General features: G+C 42.2%; 20 protein-coding genes and 1 other annotated feature. Of the genes, 11 read left to right on the top strand and 9 right to left on the bottom strand.

What is annotated here, in order from left to right; genetic code table 11:
* The 3 genes from O7C57_RS17130 to O7C57_RS17120 form a co-directional block, all read right to left on the bottom strand.
* Positions 1 to 2,775: a secretin and TonB N-terminal domain-containing protein gene (locus tag O7C57_RS17130; protein WP_163860674.1), complete on the bottom strand. Its 2,775-nt coding sequence runs from the start codon at positions 2,773 to 2,775 to the stop codon at positions 1 to 3.
* A gap of 117 nt (positions 2,776 to 2,892) precedes the next feature.
* The gene (locus O7C57_RS17125) at positions 2,893 to 3,879 is read right to left on the bottom strand and encodes a FecR family protein (protein WP_154622153.1); all 987 of its coding nucleotides are present in this window, start codon (positions 3,877 to 3,879) and stop codon (positions 2,893 to 2,895) included.
* Positions 3,879 to 4,415, bottom strand: coding sequence for an RNA polymerase sigma factor (locus O7C57_RS17120; protein ID WP_154622152.1), 537 nt, complete (start codon positions 4,413 to 4,415; stop codon positions 3,879 to 3,881). The genes O7C57_RS17125 and O7C57_RS17120 overlap by 1 nt, the downstream gene beginning before the upstream one ends.
* Before the next feature lie 182 nt (positions 4,416 to 4,597).
* Here O7C57_RS17120 and O7C57_RS17115 point away from each other — a divergent pair, with 182 nt between their 5' ends.
* A complete protein-coding gene (locus O7C57_RS17115; protein ID WP_249999832.1) occupies positions 4,598 to 5,380 on the top strand; it encodes an energy transducer TonB in 783 nt (260 codons plus the stop codon).
* Between the two features lie 44 nt (positions 5,381 to 5,424).
* On the opposite strand, the gene O7C57_RS17110 is transcribed toward O7C57_RS17115, so the two are convergent.
* Positions 5,425 to 6,177, bottom strand: coding sequence for an AhpA/YtjB family protein (locus O7C57_RS17110; protein WP_154623549.1), 753 nt, complete (start codon positions 6,175 to 6,177; stop codon positions 5,425 to 5,427).
* Positions 6,178 to 6,300: 123 nt separating this feature from the next.
* Between O7C57_RS17110 and serB the strand changes: the two genes are divergently transcribed.
* From serB to nadR, 3 genes are all read left to right on the top strand, one after another.
* A complete protein-coding gene (serB, locus tag O7C57_RS17105) occupies positions 6,301 to 7,278 on the top strand; it encodes a phosphoserine phosphatase (protein WP_154623550.1) in 978 nt (325 codons plus the stop codon).
* A gap of 354 nt (positions 7,279 to 7,632) precedes the next feature.
* Complete coding sequence (gene radA, locus O7C57_RS17100) at positions 7,633 to 9,021, top strand: DNA repair protein RadA (RefSeq protein ID WP_163860677.1); 1,389 nt, start codon at positions 7,633 to 7,635, stop codon at positions 9,019 to 9,021.
* Between the two features lie 113 nt (positions 9,022 to 9,134).
* On the top strand, positions 9,135 to 10,367 hold the full coding sequence (gene nadR / locus O7C57_RS17095) for a multifunctional transcriptional regulator/nicotinamide-nucleotide adenylyltransferase/ribosylnicotinamide kinase NadR (RefSeq protein ID WP_154623552.1): 1,233 nt from the start codon (positions 9,135 to 9,137) through the stop codon (positions 10,365 to 10,367).
* Positions 10,368 to 10,444: 77 nt separating this feature from the next.
* Here nadR and ettA read toward each other — a convergent pair whose 3' ends face one another.
* Positions 10,445 to 12,112, bottom strand: coding sequence for an energy-dependent translational throttle protein EttA (gene ettA / locus O7C57_RS17090; RefSeq protein ID WP_154623553.1), 1,668 nt, complete (start codon positions 12,110 to 12,112; stop codon positions 10,445 to 10,447).
* A 533-nt stretch (positions 12,113 to 12,645) separates the two neighbouring features.
* Positions 12,646 to 13,173 carry a bactofilin family protein gene (locus O7C57_RS17085; protein WP_154623554.1) on the bottom strand — a complete coding sequence of 176 codons (528 nt, stop codon included), beginning with the start codon at positions 13,171 to 13,173 and terminating at the stop codon, positions 12,646 to 12,648.
* A gap of 677 nt (positions 13,174 to 13,850) precedes the next feature.
* Between O7C57_RS17085 and sltY the strand changes: the two genes are divergently transcribed.
* On the top strand, positions 13,851 to 15,764 hold the full coding sequence (gene sltY / locus O7C57_RS17080) for a murein transglycosylase (RefSeq protein ID WP_269723374.1): 1,914 nt from the start codon (positions 13,851 to 13,853) through the stop codon (positions 15,762 to 15,764).
* Between the two features lie 70 nt (positions 15,765 to 15,834).
* The gene (gene trpR / locus O7C57_RS17075) at positions 15,835 to 16,155 is read left to right on the top strand and encodes a trp operon repressor (RefSeq protein WP_269723373.1); all 321 of its coding nucleotides are present in this window, start codon (positions 15,835 to 15,837) and stop codon (positions 16,153 to 16,155) included.
* Between the two features lie 160 nt (positions 16,156 to 16,315).
* Here the strand turns inward: trpR and yjjX are convergent, their stop codons facing one another.
* Complete coding sequence (gene yjjX / locus O7C57_RS17070; protein ID WP_154622196.1) at positions 16,316 to 16,852, bottom strand: inosine/xanthosine triphosphatase; 537 nt, start codon at positions 16,850 to 16,852, stop codon at positions 16,316 to 16,318.
* Positions 16,853 to 16,904: 52 nt separating this feature from the next.
* Here yjjX and gpmB point away from each other — a divergent pair, with 52 nt between their 5' ends.
* Entirely contained in the window at positions 16,905 to 17,552 is a 648-nt protein-coding gene (gene gpmB, locus O7C57_RS17065; RefSeq protein WP_154622195.1) for a 2,3-diphosphoglycerate-dependent phosphoglycerate mutase GpmB, read from the top strand.
* Positions 17,553 to 17,677: 125 nt separating this feature from the next.
* Here gpmB and robA read toward each other — a convergent pair whose 3' ends face one another.
* Positions 17,678 to 18,574, bottom strand: a complete 897-nt coding sequence (gene robA / locus O7C57_RS17060; protein WP_154622194.1) for an MDR efflux pump AcrAB transcriptional activator RobA — start codon at positions 18,572 to 18,574, stop codon at positions 17,678 to 17,680.
* Between the two features lie 253 nt (positions 18,575 to 18,827).
* Here robA and creA point away from each other — a divergent pair, with 253 nt between their 5' ends.
* Complete coding sequence (gene creA, locus O7C57_RS17055; RefSeq protein ID WP_154622193.1) at positions 18,828 to 19,304, top strand: protein CreA; 477 nt, start codon at positions 18,828 to 18,830, stop codon at positions 19,302 to 19,304.
* A gap of 77 nt (positions 19,305 to 19,381) precedes the next feature.
* Here creA and arcA read toward each other — a convergent pair whose 3' ends face one another.
* The gene (gene arcA, locus O7C57_RS17050) at positions 19,382 to 20,098 is read right to left on the bottom strand and encodes a two-component system response regulator ArcA (RefSeq protein ID WP_004926714.1); all 717 of its coding nucleotides are present in this window, start codon (positions 20,096 to 20,098) and stop codon (positions 19,382 to 19,384) included.
* A 657-nt stretch (positions 20,099 to 20,755) separates the two neighbouring features.
* On the opposite strand from arcA, the gene thrL reads away from it, so the two are divergent.
* The 3 genes from thrL to thrB all read left to right on the top strand — a co-directional run bounded on the left by thrL (position 20,756) and on the right by thrB (position 24,301).
* Positions 20,756 to 20,824, top strand: a complete 69-nt coding sequence (gene thrL, locus O7C57_RS21915; RefSeq protein WP_071599685.1) for a thr operon leader peptide — start codon at positions 20,756 to 20,758, stop codon at positions 20,822 to 20,824.
* Positions 20,763 to 20,884, top strand: a sequence feature (Thr leader region). Its footprint overlaps the gene before it by 62 nt.
* Before the next feature lie 24 nt (positions 20,885 to 20,908).
* Positions 20,909 to 23,368, top strand: coding sequence for a bifunctional aspartate kinase/homoserine dehydrogenase I (thrA, locus tag O7C57_RS17045; protein ID WP_154622192.1), 2,460 nt, complete (start codon positions 20,909 to 20,911; stop codon positions 23,366 to 23,368).
* A 3-nt stretch (positions 23,369 to 23,371) separates the two neighbouring features.
* Complete coding sequence (thrB, locus tag O7C57_RS17040; RefSeq protein ID WP_163860683.1) at positions 23,372 to 24,301, top strand: homoserine kinase; 930 nt, start codon at positions 23,372 to 23,374, stop codon at positions 24,299 to 24,301.
* The last annotated feature ends 1 nt before the right edge of the window (position 24,302 follow it).

The raw sequence follows: 24,302 nt of genomic DNA, 5'->3' as shown, positions 1-24,302 counted from the left end.
TTAAAGGTCGTAATTGATTTGTAGCCAGAACTGGCGACCCGGATCGTAAGATTTCAACACCCTATCTTCGAACACAAAACGGTCCGCGATATTTTTGTTGTTCAAGATATTGTTCACTTCCACAGAGAAGCCAAATCCATAGGCAAAATCAGGTTTCCAGCCAAGACGGGTATCCCATGTATATTTGCTAGCAAAATGCTGTTTGCTGTATTTGCGAACTTGCCCATATTCAGGATCAAATGCATAGGCATTGTCATAGCGAACGGCTTGGTCGCGAGCTCCCCACCATTGCAGGCGGTTATACCAAGTGAGATCATAATCATCCCAAACACTGGTCAGTTCTAGGTTAAACTTAAATGGAGAGTTAAAGCTGGTTGACGGTAATTTTGAAGCATCGATGACTTTACCGTCATACCATACCTTGTTGAGATTAACTTTATTGGCTGGGTCAAACGAGTTATAGCCCGCATCTTTTGGCGTATTACTTTCACTTTGCTGCCATGTCAGTGAGGCGGTCATCACATGAGAAGCTTCTGCCCACTCCCAAGGTTGGCTGTTATTAACGGAAAGTGTCACGGTGTCGTGTGAACTACGACCGCCATTATCAAAGGTACGAATGCTACGTTTATCAAAGTCGCGAGTATCGTATTTGGTGCGTGTTCTGACCTCATCATAACCTTCACGGTGTACATACTGTAAACGCCATGTGGTTGATAGGATCTCCTGTTGCAGCGCAAGGGTTAGCTCATCGTTATAAGGGGTTTTAAGTGAATCCAGTCCTTCATAATCTTTTTTGTTATCCCAATCGTTTTTATTCGGATCAAGCGAGCAGGGGGCAAACTCACCATAGCTATTACATAATTGCATACCATCATTTTGTGCACCATATAAGGCATAGGTTAGCATTGAGCGGCCGTAATAACGGTTTGCACCTGCAATAATCTGTGTTTTGCCATCGCCAAAAACATCATAGTTACCGGATAAGCGGGGCGCTATATTGGTACGATTAACGAAGTCGTCGCGATCTAAACGGATCCCTGGACGAATGGTTAACTTGCCATATTGAATATTGTCATCAAGGAATAAGGCGTAATTAGTGTAGTCGGCAGCGTGGTTTCCTGCTTGGAAACGAGTAACATTGCTGAGGTAACCGTTATACATGCCATTGTTATCTATGCTACCCGTGTAGGTATAGCGGAAGTAGTCTTTATCTCGTCGATAAGTGCCTTTGGTGTAATTGAGCTCTGCGCCTAAAGTGGGTTTATGAGTGAGGCCTAACCCATCTTCCATAGCATTAAAGCGCATCACACTTTTTAACCCATGATTTTTCTGTTTTGAGGTGAGATCGCCTAAACCACCGCTGCTACTTTCCGCGGTTTCATAGGTGGTATAATCAATAGCACGGACGGTGAGCGAATACTTCTGGTCATCTGTACGATCATCTTTGAGTGTTTGGGTGTTAGCGGTTAACTCGAATTGGCCAATATCAAATTGATGTTTAAAAACCGCAGTAAAACCAAGACCATCATGGGTTGAATCATAACCTGAATTCATCACTGAGGCTGAAAATAGGCGGCTATCGTAAGAAGCATAGTTAGCTGAGAGATCCAACGTACTTTTATCGGAGAGATCGAGTGAATATTTCAGGAAGTAGTTATCCGATGTGCGGTGCTGCTTCTTCTCACCTGAAGCGAAATCAACCATTTTCACTTGATTATTTTCATCAAAGATAACGGAATCTCCTCCCGTTACCGTCATTGGTATCGTGGAACTGCGGCGTGATGCTGAAAATACAATCCCTGAATTTTCACTGACACCTAATTCAAACCAACCCCCAAAATCATCTTTATCGTAGCGATTCTGGAAACGAGCAGGGTTAGCGGTATCATTTTTGGTCGTATCGATTCCGAGTGCGGGGTCATGGAATAAGTTGTTCCAGCCTGAACGCGTTAACCGGTAATAAGCGTGAGCGCTGTTTTCACCTTGCCAGCGGCGGCTATTCACCTCAACGGTTCCTCCCGTAAAGCCCCCAAATTCAACAGGAATGTTATTATCATACACCGCCATGCTATCGATAAGACGGCTATCGATATAGATCCCTTGATCGCTACTGCTTAAGCGAGTGGCTGTTTCACCAAGGCCACTATCTGCGGGATCAAAATCATTGTTGAAGCTCACACCATCAAGGCGATAAGCGTTTTGATAACTGCTCGAACCATGAATTGAAATACGTGAAGGCTTGATTTCCCCTTGGTTCATTGAGTTGCTGTCATTATTGGCAAATTGCACTGCTGGGTTGGTTTTCATCAGATCCGTAATATTGCCATCACCCGTGTTACGCTGGCTGATCTCTTCCGAGGTCACATATTGTGGGGCAGACATCACATCGGTTGCTGGGTGATTTTGCACGACACCAGAAACTTGTGTTTCGGGAAGCACTAAGGTGCCTTGATTCAGGTTTTGTGGGCGAATAACAAACACTCCGTTATCACTAACCAACTCTAATCCACTACCGATAAGTATTTTTTGTAATGCGGTTTGTGCGGTGTATTGGCCTGATAATGATGGAGCACGTAGCCCATTGAGTTGGCTTTTGTCATAGAGGAGTTGAAGGTTTCCTTGCTGACTAATTTGTGCGACGGAAGTTGCGAGAGGTTGTTCCGGAAGTGAAAAAACAACTTCTTGAGCAATAGCGGAATGACAGCTTATCGCACTACTGATAGCGACAAGTAGCGCAACAGGCTGAAACCGTTTGTGGGTGAATCGAGTAGACATGCATATCCCTTATTCTTAAGCGGCACCAAAAAAGTGCTAAAAAATGGCAAATAGTGCGTATTTGCTTAAGAAGAGGGTGAAATGAGAATTATCCTCACCTGTAAATCGAAATAATTTTCATTTATTTTTTTTATTCTGAATAATCAGTATGTTATTTTTATCTTGATAGATAACCTGCACGGGTAAAAGTATAGGCAGAGCTTGGAAAAACTGTTCCGGTTGACGTAGATTGATCCTTCCTGAAATTTTGCTCTGTGCGAGCGTTGAAGGCGAAAGTTCAACATTCACCGTTGAATAAGCTTTCAGCTCAGTGAGCACGTCAGCTAAGGGTTTATCGGTAAAACTCAGTTCACCGAAGCGCCATCTTGCAACGTCTAAAGGGGATATTTTCTGGACAGTGATTGTGCTGTTTATCGTTGGACTTATTGCGCTATCTCCCGCAAATAAGTAAGTGGCTTCTTGGGCTTCTCCTGTTTTCAGACTCACGATGCCTTTACTGACGCTCACGGTGACTTGTTGGTGATGCCTATCCACTTCAAATTCCGTCCCGACGACTCGAATGCGCCTTTCATCGGCTAAAATCACAAAAGGGCGATAGGGATTAGATTTAACCTTGAAGTAAGCACGCCCTTTTTCTAAATAAACTTGGCGAATTTCGGTTTCATAGGCCACACGTACCTGGGTTTGACGGTTTAAAAAGAGTGTTGAGCCGTCTGATAATGTCACTTCTTTTGGCTCATTAGTGGCTGCAAGTGTCATATTGTTGAGCATCATTGAAGGTAAGTGGCTATAAGGCAAGAATAAAATAGTCACAATAAACAATGCGGCGAGTGTATTGCCCAATGGACGCCAAAGGCGAAAGAAAGGGTGTTTTTTAGGTGATACCTCCACAGACGCAGGACGAGGCATCGAATCAAACTCACGCCAAACCTCTGCCATTGCCTCATAGGCTTTTGCATGCTCAGGGGATGCATTTAACCAAATAGTAAATTGTTTTACCTGCTCGGCACTCATTTGTTGACTATGCTGGCGAGTAAACCACAGTGCTGCTTGCTCATCAACAGAATCCAATGCATCCGGCTCGGAGGGGGATGTGTGTGTCATTAATTATTATTGCTCTGATTATCAAGGTGCTTTTTACAGTGTAGCAAAGCCGCGGCGATATGCTTTTCAACCATACTGATGGAGATCTCCATACGCTCAGCTATTTCGCTTTGCGATAAACCATCAAATCGATAAAGCAAAAAGGCTTCACGTCTTCGCGGAGGAAGCGAGTCGATTGCTTCACTAAGCCGTTGTATACGCTGTTGATGCTCCAATATTTCACTAGGATCATCTTGGGTCGCCTCAAGATTATGCTCCAGTAAGGCTTCATCGATATCAGTTTCTGATTTTGCTAGCCGTTGATGACGTCGCCAATGATCGATCAACACATGATTGGCGATTTTAAACAAGTAAGCACGGCTTTCTTTTATCGGAGATTGCTCTTTTCGATTAAGCCATAGTGTAAACACATCCTGTGATAAATCATCAGCATCATTGCTATTACCGAGTCGATTGCGGAAAAAGCGGACAAGCTGGCTATAAGTTGACTGATATGCCCCGCTAATTTTTCGGGCAAGAGATTTATCGATAGTCATTTTTCGCTGGTGTCAAAAAGTTAACATTACGCATTTATACGTAATAAAGGATTTGCTCAAATTACTTTATTGTATTAATTCAAATAGATATTTTAATTATGAGTTATTATTAATAATAATGAATATCATTTTTGTTTGTATTATGCCTATAATCTGCAAAAAATAAAGTCGTGAGGCAGAATATGAGCAGTATCGCGGGCAATCTAGAGCGCCCGATTTTCCGTCCACTGGGCGGTTTGTTTTTAAGTCTTTTTTTCCACGGAACACTTGCAGTGATTTTTATAGGTTGGTTAACGACAACCCTTCCTAAAACGGGGGTGTTACCACCAGCAATATCATTGCAATTAGGGGTTTATCAGCTTGAGCAGCACTCAGAGCCTGAAGTGAACCATGCACCTAAACAGCAAATGGTGACGCGTGAGGAAGTTTTACCGGAACTTGTTGAAAAAACGGAAAAACTACCTGAAACCCCTTTAGTCGATAATGGCACCTTGACCAAGGTGAGTGAACAAAAACGCCCACCCAAAAAGCAGCAGCCACAAGTTAAAAAAGTGGTTGAAGAAGCACCGTTAAATACTCAAGAATCCGCAGTGACGTCAATGCCCACAGCCGGCAGTGCATCCAATAGCCGTGCTAATTTTTCGAGTAATGCTTCTGCCGCGGTGAGTGGACACCAAGGTTGGCACAGTGAAGTTCATCAGCGTTTAGCGAAAGCAAAACGTTATCCAAGGGCGGCCTTGCGCTTTCGCTCAATGGGGGTGTCTCAGGTTAAAGTGACGGTTGACCGTCAAGGTGAAGTGATTAGTGCCAGCTTGATTAATTCATCGGGAACCAAAATTCTCGACAAAGAAGCGTTGGCAACAATTAATCGTGCAGCGCCTTTTCCTGTACCACCAGAAACTTTACTGATTGATGGTAAAGTTGAATTCATCGCCCCTATCGTATTTGATACTAAATCCATTTAATCATTTCGCTGAGGAAAACGCCCTCAGCGATTTGTATGATCGAATTAATGTTCGGGGGGTTTAGGTTTATTGGGTTTGCTTTTAGCCCGTCGCTTCTTAGGTCGATAAGGCCTATGTTCAGGTTTCTTTTTCTCTGAGTGAGCTCTTTTCGATGCAGTTGGCTGCATGTTATCGTCCTCTTCAGTACCACTGTCTTCATCAACCACTAACTGTGGTGGGGTATTCTTTCCTTTCTTTTTCTTGGAACGGAAGAGTGTGTTGGCGAGCACAAACCCAATGCATAGCGCGAATAAAATGAAAAAACGTAACACGTTAGTGCTGTTATCTGCCTGCTGGATTTCTGTGGTTAAAAGTTCTGTATCGATAGTAAGACGTAGGTAGCCTTTCGGTTCTTCTTGACCAAGAATAGGTACCACTAATTGATATTGAAAAGGTTGAGTAGATTGAGCGCTATCGATAGCGAGGCGTTCTCGTACAGAAACGGATTCTCCTGCACTGGCGATTAATGTGCCTCCAGCCGAATAAATACTAGCATCCAAAATATATTTGTCTTTCGTCACATTCTTTAAATTGGCGATAATTCGTTCTCGATTAAAATCTTTGCTGCCGGAAACGATATAATCGGATAAGCTGAATGCCACTTGTTCAGCCAAAACACGCGTTAATTGTTTAAACTGTTCAACTCTGCTTTGATTTTGGCTAGTACCTAAATAGGATATGCCTTGCATTAATAGGGCTATTAATGCCACGCAGATAACGATGATCACTGTTTTGTGAAGCTTAAATGTTAGTTTCATAGAAATCACTAAGGGCTCTTTATCTATTCTCTGGCATCATGTTGCCAGAGCTTACACAGATAGGGTAGTTTTGGAACGTATTTTTATTATAAAAAGTTGAGTCGATTACAGGAGCTAATTTTCATGTCAACGAGTTTGACCTATTGCTATTTACCCGATGAAATTCAGAAGTGGCCTGGATTGCCACTGTCGCTGAGCGGGGAGGAAGTGATGCCTTTAGATTACCGTGCAGGCGATAGTGGTTGGTTATTGTATGGGCGTGGCTTGGATAAAGCGCGGATCAGTGATTTTCAACAGCGCTTAGGAATAGCAATTGTCATTGTTTCATCATGGCGAATTGATGACTATCAAGTCGTCAGAATTGCAGGAAGCATCACTCCTCGTATCAAAAAATTAGCCGATGAAAGCTTATTGGATGTTGTGCCTCTTGGACAAATTCCACGTTTACGTTCACCGGGGTTGTTATTGATGGATATGGATTCCACCGCAATCCAAATCGAGTGTATTGATGAAATTGCTCGTTTATATGGTGTCGGTGATCAAGTTTCTGAGGTCACTGAACGTGCAATGCAAGGCGAACTCGATTTCACTGAAAGTTTAAGGGCGCGGGTTGCGTTACTTAAAGGGGCTGACGTGATGATTTTGCAACAAGTCATGGACTCCCTGCCATTAATGCCCGGCCTAACAAGCCTTGTGCGTAAATTACAGGCAATGGATTGGCATGTTGCAATTGCATCCGGAGGGTTTACTTTCTTTGCGGATAACCTACGCCAGCAACTCAAACTGGTCGCTGCCGTGGCTAACCAACTGGAAATTAAAGATGGTAAGTTAACCGGTAAAGTGAAAGGGCCTATTGTTGATGCGAAATTTAAGGCTCAAACATTAGTTAAATTGGCTGAGCGCTTAGACATTCCGATAGAACAAACCGTGGCTATCGGTGATGGTGCGAATGACCTAAAAATGTTACGTAAAGCAGGTCTGGGGATTGCTTATCATGCAAAACCTAAAGTCTATGCGCGTGCCAAAGTGGCTATCCGTCACGCCGATTTGATGGGGGTGATGTGTGTGTTAAGTGGTGGGCTGAAGCATGAGGAACGCTAATATTCGCCCTATTTAGCGTCGTGGTACGGTTATCCACACCCGCCTAGTCGCATACTTAAATAGGTGGCTAGGGGGGAAGAACGTTTGATACCTATCCACAACATACACTATTTAGAAAAGATGAGTTGTGGGGGAACACATACTGATAACTTAAAATGCAATGTGTGATGGCGGTATAGCATCGACGATTAAGACGGTTATCTGTGAAGGTAAAAATAAGTTGATGATTTAGCGTACTATCGGCTTAAAAGGACACGTTTTTAGGTTGTTATAAGTCGTAAACAGGCTAAATATGTAGGGTACAGACTTTTGAATTAAAAGCAGTTGGTTAAAAGGGATAATAGGAGCAATATTGTGGCAAAAGGTGCAAAAAGGGCGTTTGTCTGTAATGAATGTGGTGCGGATTATCCACGCTGGCAAGGGCAATGCAGTGCTTGCCACGCATGGAATACCATCACAGAAGTGCGCCTCGCCTCAAGTCATTCATCTCCACGTAATGACCGCTTAACAGGGTACGCTGGCAATGCCGCGGGTGTCAGCCGCGTGCAAAAGCTATCCGAAATTAGCCTTGAAGAGTTACCTCGTTTTACCACGGGTTTTAAAGAGTTTGACCGTGTGCTTGGTGGTGGTGTTGTGCCTGGTAGCGCGATTTTAATTGGCGGAAACCCAGGGGCTGGTAAAAGTACCTTGTTGCTACAGACAATGTGCTTACTATCACGAGAGATGAAAACGCTTTATGTGACGGGAGAAGAGTCTCTGCAACAGGTTGCCATGCGTGCCCACCGTCTAGGGCTACCCACTGACTCCCTGAACATGCTGTCTGAAACCAGTATCGAACAAATCTGTTTAACTGCCGAACAAGAACAACCCAAATTGATGGTGATTGACTCAATTCAAGTGATGCATATGGCAGATATCCAATCTTCTCCTGGCAGTGTTGCACAGGTTCGAGAAACCGCAGCTTACCTTACCCGTTTTGCCAAAACCCGAGGTGTTGCTATTATTATGGTAGGCCATGTGACAAAAGATGGCTCTTTAGCGGGACCGAAAGTGTTAGAACACTGTATCGACTGTTCGATTATGCTGGATGGTGATGCCGATAATCGTTTCCGTACCTTACGTAGCCATAAAAACCGGTTTGGTGCGGTGAATGAACTCGGTGTGTTTGCCATGACGGAACAAGGCTTAAAAGAAGTGAACAACCCTTCTGCCATTTTCTTGAGTCGTGGTGATGAAATTACATCGGGTAGTTCAGTTATGGTTGTGTGGGAAGGCACTCGCCCATTGCTGGTGGAAATTCAGGCGTTGGTTGATCACTCTATGATGTCAAACCCTCGTCGAGTAGCGGTTGGGCTTGAACAAAATCGTTTAGCCATTTTATTAGCGGTTCTGCATCGGCATGGTGGTTTACAAATGTCCGATCAAGACGTGTTCGTTAATGTGGTTGGTGGCGTTAAGGTGACAGAAACCAGTGCAGACTTGGCATTACTCCTTTCTTTAGTTTCCAGTTTTCGTGACCGCCCTTTACCAAGAGATTTGGTGGTATTTGGTGAGGTTGGGCTTGCTGGTGAGATCCGTCCAGTACCCAGTGGGCAGGAGCGAATTTCTGAGGCGGCAAAACACGGTTTTAAACGCGCGATTGTGCCTCATGCCAATATGCCTAAAAAGCTACCTCCAGATATGAAAGTGTATGGTGTGAAAAAGTTATCCGACGCTTTAAGCGTGATGGATGAATTTGAATAAGAGATTAAGCATCATTGACATTTTTACGTTGTTAAATAGAACGTTATCTCGCAGTAATACTGCCGTAATACCTAGTTGTAGGCCGTATTATTGAAAGCATATAAGGAAATTAAATGGCTGAATTTGACTATCTTAAGAATGCAATTAAGCAAGCGGGTTATACTCTACAGCAAGTTGCCGATGCCTCTGATATGACCAAAGGTTATCTCAGCCAGCTTATCAACAATAAAATTAAAAGCCCAAGTGCGCAAAAAATTGCGGCACTCCATCGTTTTCTGGGGTTGGAATATCCCAATAAACAAAAAATCATTGGGGTCGTCTTTGGTAAGTTTTATCCTTTGCATACAGGTCATATCTACCTGATACAACGTGCGTGCAGTCAAGTCGATGAACTGCATGTTATTCTTTGTCATGATGAACCGCGCGATAAAGATTTGTTTGTGAATAGTTCTATGTCACAACAACCTACGGTGAGCGACCGCCTACGTTGGTTATTACAAACATTCAAATACCAAAAAAATATTCATATCCATTCATTTGATGAGCAGGGGATAGAACCTTATCCACATGGTTGGGAAGTGTGGAGTGAGGGCATGCTCGGGTTTTTGAAAAAACAGAATATCCACCCAAGTTTTATCTACTCAGGTGAAAAAAATGATGCGCCAAGGTACAAAAAATATTTAGGCATAGAAACGATTTTAATCGACCCTGAGCGTACCTTTATGAATATTAGTGGTAATCAGATCCGTCAGGCACCTTTTCGCTACTGGGATTATATTCCAACAGAAGTCAAACCCTTCTTTGTGCGTAAAGTCGCCATACTCGGTGGAGAATCGAGCGGCAAGTCCACATTAGTGAATAAATTGGCTAATATTTTTAATACGACTAGCGCATGGGAATTTGGACGAGACTATGTTTTTTCCCACCTCGGTGGTGATGAGATGGCATTGCAATATTCTGACTATGACAAAATTGCGTTAGGTCATGCTCAATATATTGATTTTGCTGTTAAATATGCCAATAAGGTCGCATTTATCGATACCGATTTTATTACGACACAGGCTTTTTGTAAGCGCTACGAAGGAAAAGAACATCCTTTTGTTCAGGCTCTAATTGATGAATACCGTTTTGATTTAGTCATCTTATTGGAAAACAACACTCCATGGGTGGCCGATGGGTTACGTAGCTTAGGCAGTGAAAAAGATCGGCAAGAATTCCAAGCATTGCTGATTGAAATGCTAAAGAAAAATCATGTTGAGTTTGTTCGAGTTGAATCACCCGACTACGACAGCCGTTTTCTAACCTGTATCTCGTTAGTTCAGCAATTATTGATGTTAGATGAGTGAGCCTATTCATCGTTAAGTTAGAGTAATGACACAAATACCCCATTATTGAGGTATTTGTGTTGGTCAATCATGCGTGACTATTTGCTCATACGCTTGTATTTCATACGATGAGGCTGTAGTGCTTCTGCACCTAAGGTGCGTTTTTTGTAATCTTCATATTCAGAGAAGTTACCTTCAAAGAAGGTGATGTTGCCTTCATCTTGATAATCAATAATATGTGTTGCAATACGGTCAAGGAACCAACGGTCATGCGAGATAACCATGGCACAGCCAGGGAACTCTAACAGGGCGTTTTCTAACGCACGCAATGTTTCAACATCGAGGTCGTTGGTTGGTTCATCGAGTAACAGGACGTTACCGCCAACTTGTAGCAGTTTCGCTAAGTGTAGACGACCACGTTCCCCGCCAGATAACTCCCCAACACGTTTTCCTTGGTCAACGCCTTTAAAGTTAAAACGGCCAACATATGCACGGCTTGGGATCTCAAAGTTGCCGATACGCATAATATCTTGCCCGTTAGAGATCTCTTCCCAAACCGTTTTACTATCGTCCATTGCATCACGGAACTGATCAACGGAAGCAATCTTCACCGTATCACCAAGCGTGATAGTCCCTGAGTCAGGTTGTTCTTGGCCTGAGATCATGCGGAATAGGGTTGATTTACCCGCACCGTTCGGACCGATAATACCGACGATTGCACCTTTAGGAATAGAGAAACTCAGATTATCGATGAGAACTCGGTCACCATAGGATTTGGATAAATTCTCAACGTCGATAACTTTATCCCCCAAGCGTGGGCCAGGTGGAATAAAGAGTTCGCTAGTTTCATTACGTTTTTGGTATTCAACACTGTTAAGCTCTTCAAAGCGAGCCAAACGTGCTTTTCCTTTAGCCTGACGGCCTTTTGGATTCTGGCGGATCCACTCGAGTTCTTTCTCGATCGATTTACGGCGAGCAGCTTCAGTAGAGGCTTCTTGTGCTAGACGTTGATCTTTTTGTTCCAACCAAGATGAATAATTGCCTTCCCATGGAATACCTTCTCCACGGTCAAGCTCAAGGATCCAACCTGCAACGTTATCAAGGAAGTAACGGTCGTGGGTGATCGCGACGACGGTGCCTTCGTAGTCGTGCAGGAAACGTTCTAGCCAGCCGACGGATTCAGCATCCAAGTGGTTAGTTGGCTCATCAAGGAGCAACATATCGGGTTTTTCTAGCAGCAGTCGGCAGATAGCAACACGGCGACGTTCACCACCAGATAAGTTTTCAATTTTTGCATCCCAAGCGGGTAAACGTAAAGCATCGGCCGCACGTTCCAGTTGGTTATCTAAGTTATGCCCATCGTGTGCCGCGATAATGGCTTCTAATTCGCCTTGCTCTTTAGCTAATTTATCAAAATCAGCATCAGGATCCGCATAAGCGGCATACACTTCGTCTAAACGCGTCAAGGCATTTTTGACTTCTGAAACGGCTTCTTCAACCGCTTCGCGAACAGTATGCTCAGGATTGAGCTTAGGTTCCTGTGGAAGATAGCCAATTTTAATGCCTGGTTGAGGACGTGCTTCACCTTCGATATCGGTATCAATACCTGCCATGATACGCAGTAATGTAGATTTACCAGCACCATTGAGACCTAAAACACCAATCTTTGCTCCAGGAAAGAAGCTTAGAGAAATATTTTTCAAAATATGACGCTTCGGCGGAACAATTTTTCCAACCCGATGCATTGAGTAAACGTATTGAGCCAATTTATTTTACCTATTGTTTTATAAATGAAAGTTCAATATTCGATAGCGCTTTTCGCATACAAATAACGCTCTTATACCCTTATTATACCTTATGTAGCGTTTGCTGCCGTAAGCTTTACGTCCTATCTGCAAATTTTTCTGAGTCTCACTCTAATTGTTCCTCACTTTAAGTCAATAGTTGTCTATTTCTAGGCTAAAAGAGTGCTTCAACAAGGGGGAATTTGGTGAGGCATTAGATAACGGCGCATTGTGAGTAAACAGTTTATGTCCAGAAGTGAACTGACGTGAAATTTAAGATAAGTAAAGTTAAAACAGCCATTACTTAATTCTTTTATCAATATAGAAGAGAGATCTTGAAAATATAATTTGAGTGTATCACGACTATTTATACAGAGCAGTGATAAGCGTTTGATGTATTTCAGCCAAGCGCAATAAAGCTATTTGGTAATAAGTTCTAAATATAGCTAGCCTGTATTAATTATCATTTTATAGCGGAATGATTACCGCTATAAAATAAATGTTTGATAGGTTACTTATCGAGTAGGCAGGGAAGATGAAGGCACACCTAAATTAATCACATCTGATTTTTTTTGTGTAAGTTCATTTTTAACATCATGGCTAGATATTTTTTTATCGGTTCTTTCTGAGGTACCTGTAAATACGCCACCTTTCTTGATTGTTAAGTTTTTAGTTTGGCAGATACCATCTAACTGGCCATTCTCTAAGATATCAAGATCTTCAGATACGCATAACCCTTTCATTTTGCCATTGATTGAGATCGTTTGAGCATAAATTTCGCCTTCGACAACCCCTTCTTTTTGGATGGTCACAACACCATTATTACTGCGTATACTGCCTTTTATATGACCAAATACTTGAATGTCATCATCCAAAATAAAATCGCCAGATATTTTACAACTACTTGAAATGGAGGTGCTTTTTCTTGGTGCGGGTGCTTGAGGTAATTTTTCTTCTTTTGGCTCAATAACCTCTTTCTTGTAGGCGATTTCATCAGTTTTCACTGGTTCGACTAAATTATCTTTATTTTTTTTTGTAAACATCCGTTTATTCCTTGTAGAGAGTATATAAAAAATAATGAAGAATATGATTAAAAAAGGCAAAGATACAATAGACCAATAGACATCCATTAATGTATATATTAATAGATAGGCCCATCCGCACCCTAAAATAGAAAAAAATAAGTTTTTGAAGTCCATATCCCTATCCCATTTTAAAAGGGTAATTGATTATTCTAAATGAGCCTCGCATTGTTAAAATTGAATCATTTTCTGTCTAACGACTTAGATTATTTAACAACAAAGTCTAATGTTTGTCCATTTTTTACCAAAAGTAATACTCTTTTTTAGAGTATCGTGTATCTTGTGTTTAGCGTTAAATTTTGTGTTAGGTTAATTTTTTTATTAATTATTTGTTTGTATGCGTTTTTTCAGTATTTTACAGTATGAGATGTTTATGCTAATAGAAATAATTTTTTACATAAAATCTGATTGAGTATACATGACTTTATTCTAATTAATTCAGTTGATTAGATTATTTTTTGATGGGTATTTGGGCTTATCAAAAGATCATTTATATGGGTGATCGTGACTTCAGGAACACTCTGGTTGTTTTTAACTCTAGGATTTTGTTTGATAAGAGTAAGCTTAACAGGTTTATATCAGTTATAGTTATCATGGTCAAAAACTCAGCGTGTTGCAGGAATAGGGAAGTATTAAGCATGAAAAAATTGTTGATGGCAGCCCCGATTGCCATGATGTTGGTGTCCACAACAGTATGGGCAGACTCTCTACAAGCACAAAGAGAGCGTTACCAAGCCATCAAACAAGCTTGGGATGCTAAACAAATGGATGAGGTAGAGCGTCTATTGCCTACGCTACAAGAGTATCCATTATATCCTTATTTAGAATATCGAGAGCTGACCCAAGATCTCGATATTATTTCACCGAGCCAAGTGCAGGCTTTTATTGATTCACACCCAACGTTGCCAGTCGCAAAAACATTAAAAAATCGTTTTGTGAATGAGTTGGCTCGCCGTCAGGAGTGGAAGTCCTTGCTGGCATTTAGCCCCGAGGAACCAAAACCCGCCGAGGCAAAATGTAATTATTATTATGCGAATTGGGCTACGGGGAATAAAAGCCTAGCATGGCAAGGCGCTGAAAAAGCTTGGTTAAATGGGCGTTCGATGCCCGCCGCCTGTGATAAGTTATTTAATGAGTGGGAAAAGGCAGGCTATTTAACGCCAGAAATGATCCTTGAGCGGATCCACCTAGCGATTGATGCCGGGAACACATCAATGGCCGCTTACCTCGCTAAACGGCTTCCCCTAAACTATAAAACAATTGGTGATGCATTAGTTAAATTACAAAATGACCCTGCTTCAGTGACTCAGTTTGCGAAAACGATGACGCCAACAGATTTTTCTCGTCAGGCAACAATCGCAGGTTTTAGCCGTTATGCTCGCCAATCACCGGATGAAGCACGCGCTGCATTAAGAGGGATCAGCAGTGCGCAAAAAATGAATATGGCGGAAACACAAAAGCTGAAAGATAGCATCGCTTGGCAATATATGGGGGATGTTACGCCAGAACAAGCCAATTGGCGTGATGAAGTGATCAGTGAAACTGATTCAACGGCTTTAAAAGAGCGTCGAGTGCGTTTAGCGCTTGGTACGGGTGATAAAGCAGGGGTCGCTAAATGGCTAAAACAGCTACCTACTGATGCGAAGAATAAAGAAGAGTGGCAGTATTGGCAGGCGATCACACTCATCGATGAAGGTAAAAAAGCCGAGGGTGAAACGATACTGCGTCAGCTCATGGATGGGAGAGGTTTCTATCCGATGGTCGCTGCTCAAAAATTAAATACAGAATATCCTCTGTATATTAAAACGGCGGAAAAACCAGACAGTAATCTCGATAAGTTAGCTGAGATTCAACGGGTTAAAGAGTTAATGTATTGGGAGATGGATAATCTAGCGCGAACCGAGTGGGTTAGCTTAGTCGCTTCACGCCCCGTGAATCAGCAAGAGCAACTTGCGCGTTATGCTTTTAATCATAATTGGGCGGATTTAAGCGTACAAGCGACGATCACAGGCAAGTTATGGAATCATTTGGAAGAGCGTTTCCCATTAGCATGGGAAAAAGAGTTCGAACGCCACACCAAAGATAAAACGGTCTCTAAGAGTTATGCGATGGCCATTGCCCGTCAAGAAAGTGCTTGGAACCCACAAGCTCGCTCGCCAGTTGGCGCAACGGGCCTTATGCAGTTGATGCCCGCAACCGCTAAGCACACCGTACAAAAACAAGGTATTAGTGGCTATGTGAATACAAGCCAACTGACGAACCCAGTGAAAAATATTGAGATTGGTACGGCTTACTTAGAGGATGTTTATCAGCAATTCTCTAACAACCGTATTTTATCGAGTGCGGCTTATAATGCTGGCCCATCAAGGGTGACTCGCTGGTTGGGTAACAGCGGTGGGCGTCTTGATGCTGTTGCCTTTGTAGAGAGTATCCCTTTCTCTGAAACACGGGGCTACGTGAAGAATGTATTGTCATACGACGTTTTCTATCGTTACTTTATGGGGCAAAGTGGTCCTGTATTGACCGATAGTGAGTGGTTAATGAAGTATTAAGAGGTTTTACAGGTGATTTGCTGAATAATGTGTTATCATTTGTACTAGTTAAATAGTATGGTTGGATAACATGACTGCAAATCACCTGAATGACCCCGCACTCACGATTGATGAGAACGATGATTGGCAACGCTTCGTTAAGTTACTTCAGCTCGCGTTTGAGCAAGACTTGCAACATCCTATTTTACAGTTGTTGCTGACCCCTGATGAACGCACAGCGCTTGCCACCCGAGTACGCATTGTTCAGGAGTTGATGCGTGGTGAAATGAGTCAAAGAGAATTAAAAAATGAACTCGGTGTTGGTATTGCAACCATAACACGAGGTTCAAATAGTTTAAAATCTGCGCCGCAATCGGTGAAAGTGTGGCTAGAGGAACAATTACTTAAATAATCAAAGAGCTAACTAATAATACCAAATTAAATAATTTGGCCTGCATGAGTTATGTATGCGTGATGAAACCCTGTGTTGCCACAATCATTTATTTAATTTGTGTTATTCATCATATCAAATAGGGGCAAAGACTGCCCCTATTGTTATTTTTTCGTTATAATTAATCTTCTATCTGGTTTAGCTCTTTATAAATTTCATGCTTAATGGGAACCAGCGCCAGTATCAGTGCTTGTTGGTAGACACTTGTACGTGTTAGCACCCCGTTAGTAAAGAATCCGATAGCACCACCTTGCTGCTTAATGTTATCGATGCCCGTTAAATCGGCCATTTCTTCACCAAGTTCACGTCCTTCTCGAATACCCGCAAGAATTTTTTCTGGGATCATAATACTTGCTGAACGTGATTCTCCACGGATTTGTTTATGTTCAATAACAATCCATGCAAAAGTCATGTCCTCATCAATTCCCGCTTCAATGCCGACCCAAAAATCGGCTTCAGGGCGGACTTGTCTTGATGCCATTACGCGTTGCCTTGCTCCAGTACGGGTTTCATTATTACCGATAGGTTGCTGTGGAACGCTGCTATCAACGTTAATATCTTCTATCTGATAACTGCCAGGCCCAAAAACAGCATCGAAAGCAAGATGAATCGCTTTAATTTTGGCAGGATTAGTCGTTGCAGCTATAACTTGGTACATTAATTATTTTCCTTTGAACACATAATTCGCAAAGTAATAACGGAACACATCTATGTTACAGGTTTATCTTGTTCGCCATGGCGAAACTGAATGGAACGTAGCTCGCCGTATACAGGGCCAATCTGACAGCCCTCTCACGGCCACTGGACGTCTGCAAGCAAGGCAAGTTGCCGAAAGAATTAAATCAGAAGGCATTACCCATATTATCACTAGTGATATGGGACGCACACGCGAAACTGCACAAATAATTGCGGATGTTTGCGGTGGGGAAATTATCATAGAACCGCGACTTCGTGAACTCAATATGGGTGTTCTTGAACAGAGAAAAATAGATAGTCTGACGGAACAAGAAGAGCAATGGCGTAAAAGCCTGATTGATGGCACTGAAGGCGGGCGCATTCCTGAAGGTGAATCGATGGAGGAACTCTATCAGCGCATGTTTGCTGCGTTGAATAGCTGCCTTGAGCTGCCAGAGGGCAGTAAACCTTTATTAGTCAGTCATGGTATCGCATTGAGTACATTATTAAGTCGTATTTTAGGTGTACCAGCCTATTCAGAACGCCGGTTGCGTTTACGTAACTGTTCCATCTCACGGGTCGATTATCAAAACAGCCCTTGGCTCGCGAATGGATGGATTGTTGAAAGCACGGGAGAAATCACTCATCTTACTCAGCCAGCTTTAGATGAGCAGCAAGCCTAGCAAAGAGCGTCAATATTTGGAGTTTCAACAAGGAGATACTCTGAACAATTCAAATCGTAGCTAGCGTGATATCAAAAAAGCTACAGTTTGAATAATGATGATGAGTACATTGAAACTCCAAATAATTAGCGTTTTATTGGCACATAATAATCAAAAGCCGCGACATGTGATTTGGGGTCATCATGGTGATGGTTTAGATCACGGAGTTCGGCATTTTTAATTTTGTAATGTTCGATATCATAGCCAGGTCGACGTGTGATATTGAGTTTAGGCAGATAAATGCCATAAATTTGATATAAAAACTCTTGCATCGCCGAACGTGTTGCTTCGCCACTAAAGCTAAATTTGACATATTCCCCCGCGGGGATAGTCAGATGAGTATATTCTGCATTATTAAAGCTGGCATCTTCGGGTTTAACCGCGGTTGTGTAGAACACCGTTTGCTCATCTTCTTTTTCAGTATTATGGATAGCATGGTGCAAGCCAAAAACTTCTGAAGCGATAGATGTAGTATGCTCTAAATAATAATGCCAAAATGTTTGACGCATTTCTGAACAAGCCGTTGACCACTCTTCTAAAGAATAAGAACAACTCTGCTCTAGTCCAACTAAAGGTTGTTCAGGCATAACGACAAATTCATGATCTAAATGCTTATGCTCATCTAAGATAATTGGCGGGCAAATGCCTGTCGCGCACCATTCATCACTGCGGCGATAGTAGGCTGGAGTGATATTAAACTGTTTCTTAAATGCTCGCGTAAAGGTTTGTTGTGAGTCAAAACGATACTGTAAAGCAATATCAAGAATTGGACGGCTGGTGAGGCGTAACGCAACGGCAGCGCGAGAGAGTCTACGGGCACGAATGTAGGCACCAATCGCTTGGTCGGTAACGTCTTTAAACATCCGTTGTAAGTGCCATTTAGAATAACCGGCTTTTGCAGCAACATTATCGAGTGATAGAGGTTTATCTAGGTTATCATCGATCCAGCGTAGAAGGTCACGAATAATATTTGTTTGATCCATGTATATCCCTAGTCAGTAAGACTTAAAAAACAGATATAGGTTATCAAGGAACGCCTATTCTATATCAAGTTAACCCTTTCGTTTATAGTAAAAGAGTTGTATTTGCCATTTAGTTGCAAAGAAAATGATTAACTTCTTTTATAGTTGTCATATTTCATACCGCAAGTCCGTTGATAATAATCTATCTGCAATTCAAATCAGTTAGAGTATATAATAAGCGAGACTAAGCCTTCTGGTTGATAAGGAAACCTCTATGCATTTTTGCAAGCTGAAACACCTATTATTGGCATCACTGCTGTCGACATTGCCTTTCGCGTCATTCGCGGAAGAAATTGGTTCAGTCGATACCGTTTTCAAAATATTTGGCCCTGACCATAAAATTGTTGTCGAAGCTTTTGATGATCCCGATGTTGATAATGTCACCTGCTATCTCAGCCGCTCGAAAACGGGAGGCATCAAAGGTGGGCTAGGTTTAGCTGAGGATACTTCTGATGCGGCAATTTCTTGTCAGCAAGTAGGCCCGATTGAGTTGAATGAGCGTATCAAACGTTCTCCGAAAAAAGCGCATGTCGTATTTCAAAAACGAACCTCATTAGTGTTCAAAAAACTCCAAGTGGTACGTTTTTATGACCCTAAGCGTAATGCGCTAATCTATTTAACGTATTCGGATAAAATGATCGACGGGTCACCTAAAAATGCACTCAGCGCAGTGCCAATTATGCCGTGGTAAATACCGGTTAAAATATTCTGGCTTAAAAAACAAAAAACCGGCGATTAAGCCGGTTTATTTTTTCTGTGCAGGGTGACTTATTCGTCTAAATCACCACAGAAGCGGTAACCTTCACCATGAATTGTTGCGATAATTTCTGGTGTATCAGGTGTTGATTCGAAATGCTTACGAATACGACGAATAGTCACGTCAACAGTTCTATCATGGGGTTTCAACTCACGGCCGGTCATTTTTTTCAATAAATCGGCACGAGTTTGAATTTTTCCTGGGTTTTCACAGAAATGCAACATCGCACGGAATTCACTACGCGGTAACTTGTAGTGCTCGCCTGCTGGGCTAATCAGTGAACGGCTATTAATGTCAAGTTCCCAGCCATTAAACTTATAGCTTTCAACTAAGCGACGCTCTTCCGTACCCCCGGCTAAATTCATAGTGCGAGAAAGTAGGTTACGCGCACGAATTGTTAATTCACGCGGGTTAAATGGTTTGGTGATGTAATCATCGGCACCAATTTCAAGGCCAAGGATCTTATCGACTTCGTTATCACGACCGGTTAGGAACATTAGCGCAATACTTTCTTGTTCACGTAATTCACGAGCAAGAAGGAGGCCATTTTTGCCAGGCAAGTTAATATCCATGATAACAAGATTGATGTCATGTTCGGACAGAACATTGTGCATCTCTTCGCCATCAGTCGCTTCATGGACAACATAGCCTTCAGCTTCAAAAATGCTTTTTAGTGTATTGCGTGTGACAATCTCATCTTCAACAATCAAAATGTGTGGGGTCTGCATATTTGCTACCTAAAGTTTTAAAATAAAATAGTGAACTCATAGAACGCTTCCAAATTAGGTGGTTTTGATTTTGTTTTTGCTGGAAAAACGCGTCTATGGGTTATAAATATGTCTTTGAGTCAACGTTATTTTGTCGCCTCTGTTGTTATCAGATTCAAAAATGAATCAAAATTTAGGCACTTTCCCAACGTTGGGCTGTTAACAGCAATATAACAGCTAATACTTCATTTACCACCTAAAAAAATAACTTTTGTTGATACATATCAAAATCAATTGTAGCACGTTAACAAAATTTGTTAGGAAGAAAATCTTACAAATTCAGTAGATGTTTAACTATCAGATAAAGAGCAAAATACGCCCCGTTTTTATTTTTACTCATTGAGTGAATTAATCCAATAAGTCACCATCTGTCCTGATATTTCTTTAAAATAACGCATAAATATTTTATATCGCCAATTGTTGGTTTTTTGGATTTAAAAATTGACAAAATGTGGTATTGAGTCGTGTTGTCATTAAGTTTTGTTGAAGAGATAGCATAATCTTTGATAAGTAAAATAACCAGTAATCTGTTTTTTGGGTAAATAAATTTGACATTTCTTTATAATTGCTTTAACCGTATAGGGAGAAAGTAACGAATCAAGAGACAGACAGAAATTTATGCGTAACATCAGCCTGACTACGATTATTATTACCACCACCGTAACCACAGGAAACGGGGCGGGCTGACGCATCCAAAAAATAAAAAATGAAAAAGCCCGCGTCCAATCAGATGCGGGCTTTTTTTTGGTGTTAAATCAGGAGAGAAATACCATGCGTGTGCTTAAATTTGGCGGTACTTCGGTTGCAAATGACGAACGAGTACTTAATGTTGCTGACATCGCTGAGAGTAAATTGGCCGATGGGCAGGTGGCTTTGGTGTTATCCGCACCAGCAAAAATCACTAACCATTTGGTCGCAATGATTGATAAAACGGTTGCAGGTCAGGATGTCATCACGCATGTGAATGATGCAGAAATGATTTTTGCAAACTTACTAAAAGGATTGAAAGAAAAACAACCCGGTTTTGATTACGACAGACTGAAAAAACTCACCGAACAAGAATTTGCACAAATCAAACAAGTACTGCATGGTATTACTCTTCTAGGCCAATGCCCTGATAGCATTAATGCTTCCATCATTTGTCGTGGTGAAAAACTCTCCATTGCTATCATGGAATCTGTGTTAAAAGCACGCGGACACAAAGTGACAGTGATTAACCCTGTCGAACGTTTATTGGCAGTTGGCCATTACCTTGAATCAACAGTTGATATCAATGAATCGACTAAGCGTATTGCAGAATTAAATATCCCGAAAGACCACTTTGTATTGATGGCGGGTTTTACCGCGGGTAATGATAAAGGCGAACTGGTGGTATTAGGACGCAATGGTTCTGATTATTCTGCCGCTGTTTTAGCCGCTTGTTTACGGGCGGCCTGTTGTGAGATCTGGACCGATGTGGATGGGGTGTATACCTGTGACCCTCGTTTAGTGCCTGATGCGCGTTTATTAAAAGGGATGTCTTACCAAGAAGCAATGGAACTGTCCTACTTTGGTGCAAAAGTTCTTCACCCACGCACCATCGCGCCAATCGCACAATTCCAAATTCCTTGCCTGATTAAAAATACCACTAACCCAAGTGCTCCGGGGACTTTGATTGGCGATGGTCAAACGGATGAAAGTACACCAGTTAAAGGGATCACGAATCTTAATAACATGGCAATGATCAACGTTTCTGGCCCTGGCATGAAAGGGATGGTTGGCATGGCAGCTCGTATTTTCTCAGTCATGTCGCGTAAAGGGATCTCGGTGGTCTTGATTACTCAGTCATCATCCGAATACAGCATTAGTTTCTGTGTGCCACAAGGTGAATTAGTGCGAGCACGCGCAGCACTGGAAGAAGAGTTCTATTTAGAATTAAAAGACGGTGTCTTGGATCCTCTTGATGTCATGGAGCAGCTGGCGATTATTTCTGTAGTGGGAGATGGGATGCGTACCCTTAAAGGGATATCAGCACGTTTCTTTTCAGCTTTAACACGCGGAAATATAAATATTGTTGCGATTGCGCAAGGTTCATCTGAACGCTCCATTTCAGCGGTCATCGCTAATGAGGCGGCAACAACGGCAGTTCGTTTATGCCATCAAATGCTATTTAATGCAGAGCAGGTGATAGAAGCCTTTATCATTGGGGTAGGGGGGGTCGGAAATGCGTTGATTGAACAGATCCATCGCCAACAACAATGGTTAAAGCAAAAACATATTGATTTACGTGTGTGCGGAATTGCTAACTCAAGAGCCATGCTAACCAATATGCAAGGCATCTCTCTTGATAATTGGAAAGAAGAACTTGCACAAGCGACAGAACCCTTTAGCTTAAGTCGTTTGATCAGACTTGAACGTGAATATCACTTCCTCAATCCTGTGATTATCGATTGTACCTCTAACCAAGAGATTGCCGAGCAGTATGTGAATTTCTTAAAAGATGGTTTTAACGTGGTCACGCCTAATAAAAAAGCCAACACGTTATCGATGGATTATTACCGCCAACTACGTTCAGCGTGTGAAGTATCAAAACGTAAGTTCCTTTATGACACTAACGTTGGTGCAGGTTTGCCGGTGATTGAAAACTTACAGAATCTTCTGAATGCGGGTGATGAGCTGGTGCACTTTAGTGGAATTCTCTCTGGCTCACTATCCTTTATCTTTGGTAAGTTAGATGAAGGTATGTCTCTGTCTGAGGCGACAACATTAGCGAAAGAGAAAGGATTTACTGAGCCTGATCCACGTGATGACTTATCCGGTATGGATGTTGCTCGTAAACTGTTGATCCTTGCTCGTGAAGCGGGCTATCAATTAGAGCTAGACGATATTGAAATTGATGCGGTATTACCTGCTGAGTTTGATAGCAGTGGCAGTGTTGCTGAATTTATGGCTCGTTTACCACAGCTCGACCAACAATTTGCAGAACGTATAAAAGCCGCAGAAGCGGAAGAAAAAGTGTTACGCTATGTTGGGTTGATAGAGGAAGGACGTTGCCAAGTAAAAATTGTTGCCGTTGATGGCAATGATCCACTCTTTAAAGTCAAGAATGGCGAAAACGCATTGGCTTTCTATACACGCTATTACCAACCAATACCTTTAGTTCTAAGAGGCTATGGTGCAGGTAATGATGTTACCGCTGCCGGCGTATTTGCAGATATGTTGCGTACCCTATCATGGAAATTGGGAGTCTGATAAGTGATTAAAGTTTATGCGCCCGCTTCAATTGGTAATGTTAGTGTCGGGTTTGATGTATTAGGGGCGGCAGTATCGCCAGTAGATGGAACTCTGTTAGGCGATTGTGTCACTGTTGAAGCAGCCGAAAGCTTTTCTTTGACCAATAAAGGACGCTTTGTTGCAAAATTACCCAAAAAGAGTGAGCACAATATTGTTTACCAGTGCTGGGAATTGTTTTGTGAACGTCTTGGTAAACCGCTTAATGTTGCGATGACGCTCGAAAAAAATATGCCTATTGGCTCTGGTTTAGGTTCAAGTGCATGTTCTGTTGTTGCTGCACTGATGGCATTGAATGAGTTTGCAGGGCAACCTTTTGATGAGACCACCCTATTAAGCATGATGGGCGAGTTGGAAGGACGTATTTCAGGCAGCGTACATTACGATAACGTCGCCCCTTGCTTTCTTGGGGGACTACAGCTGATTATTGAGCAAAATGGAATAATTTCTCAGCCAGTTCCTGCATTTGATAACTGGTATTGGGTCATGGCTTACCCAGGGATTAAAGTCTCTACCGCAGAGGCTCGTGCTATTTTGCCTAATAGTTATCCACGTCATGATATTGTGAATCATGGCCGTTACCTATCTGGTTTTATTCACGCGTGTCATACTCATCAGCCACAGCTGGCTGTAACGATGATCCAAGATGTGGTTGCAGAGCCTTACCGCACTCAACTGCTTCCTGGTTTCGCTGAAGCACGCAAAAATGCGTATGAGATAGGTGCATTAGCCTGTGGTATTTCCGGATCAGGCCCCACACTATTTGCTATCTGCGATGACAAAAATATTGCCGAGAAAATGGCAGATTATCTACAACAACATTACGTTCAAAATGATGAAGGCTTTGTGCATATCTGCCGTTTGGATCTCACAGGGGCAAGGACAATAGGGTAAA

Origin of the sequence: Providencia sp. 21OH12SH02B-Prov, from assembly GCF_027362595.1 — a bacterium.
GTDB classification, from domain to species: Bacteria; Pseudomonadota; Gammaproteobacteria; order Enterobacterales; family Enterobacteriaceae; genus Providencia; species Providencia zhejiangensis.
The sequence above is the reverse complement of the archived record's forward strand: the minus strand, read 5'-3'. Positions and strand labels throughout refer to the sequence as shown.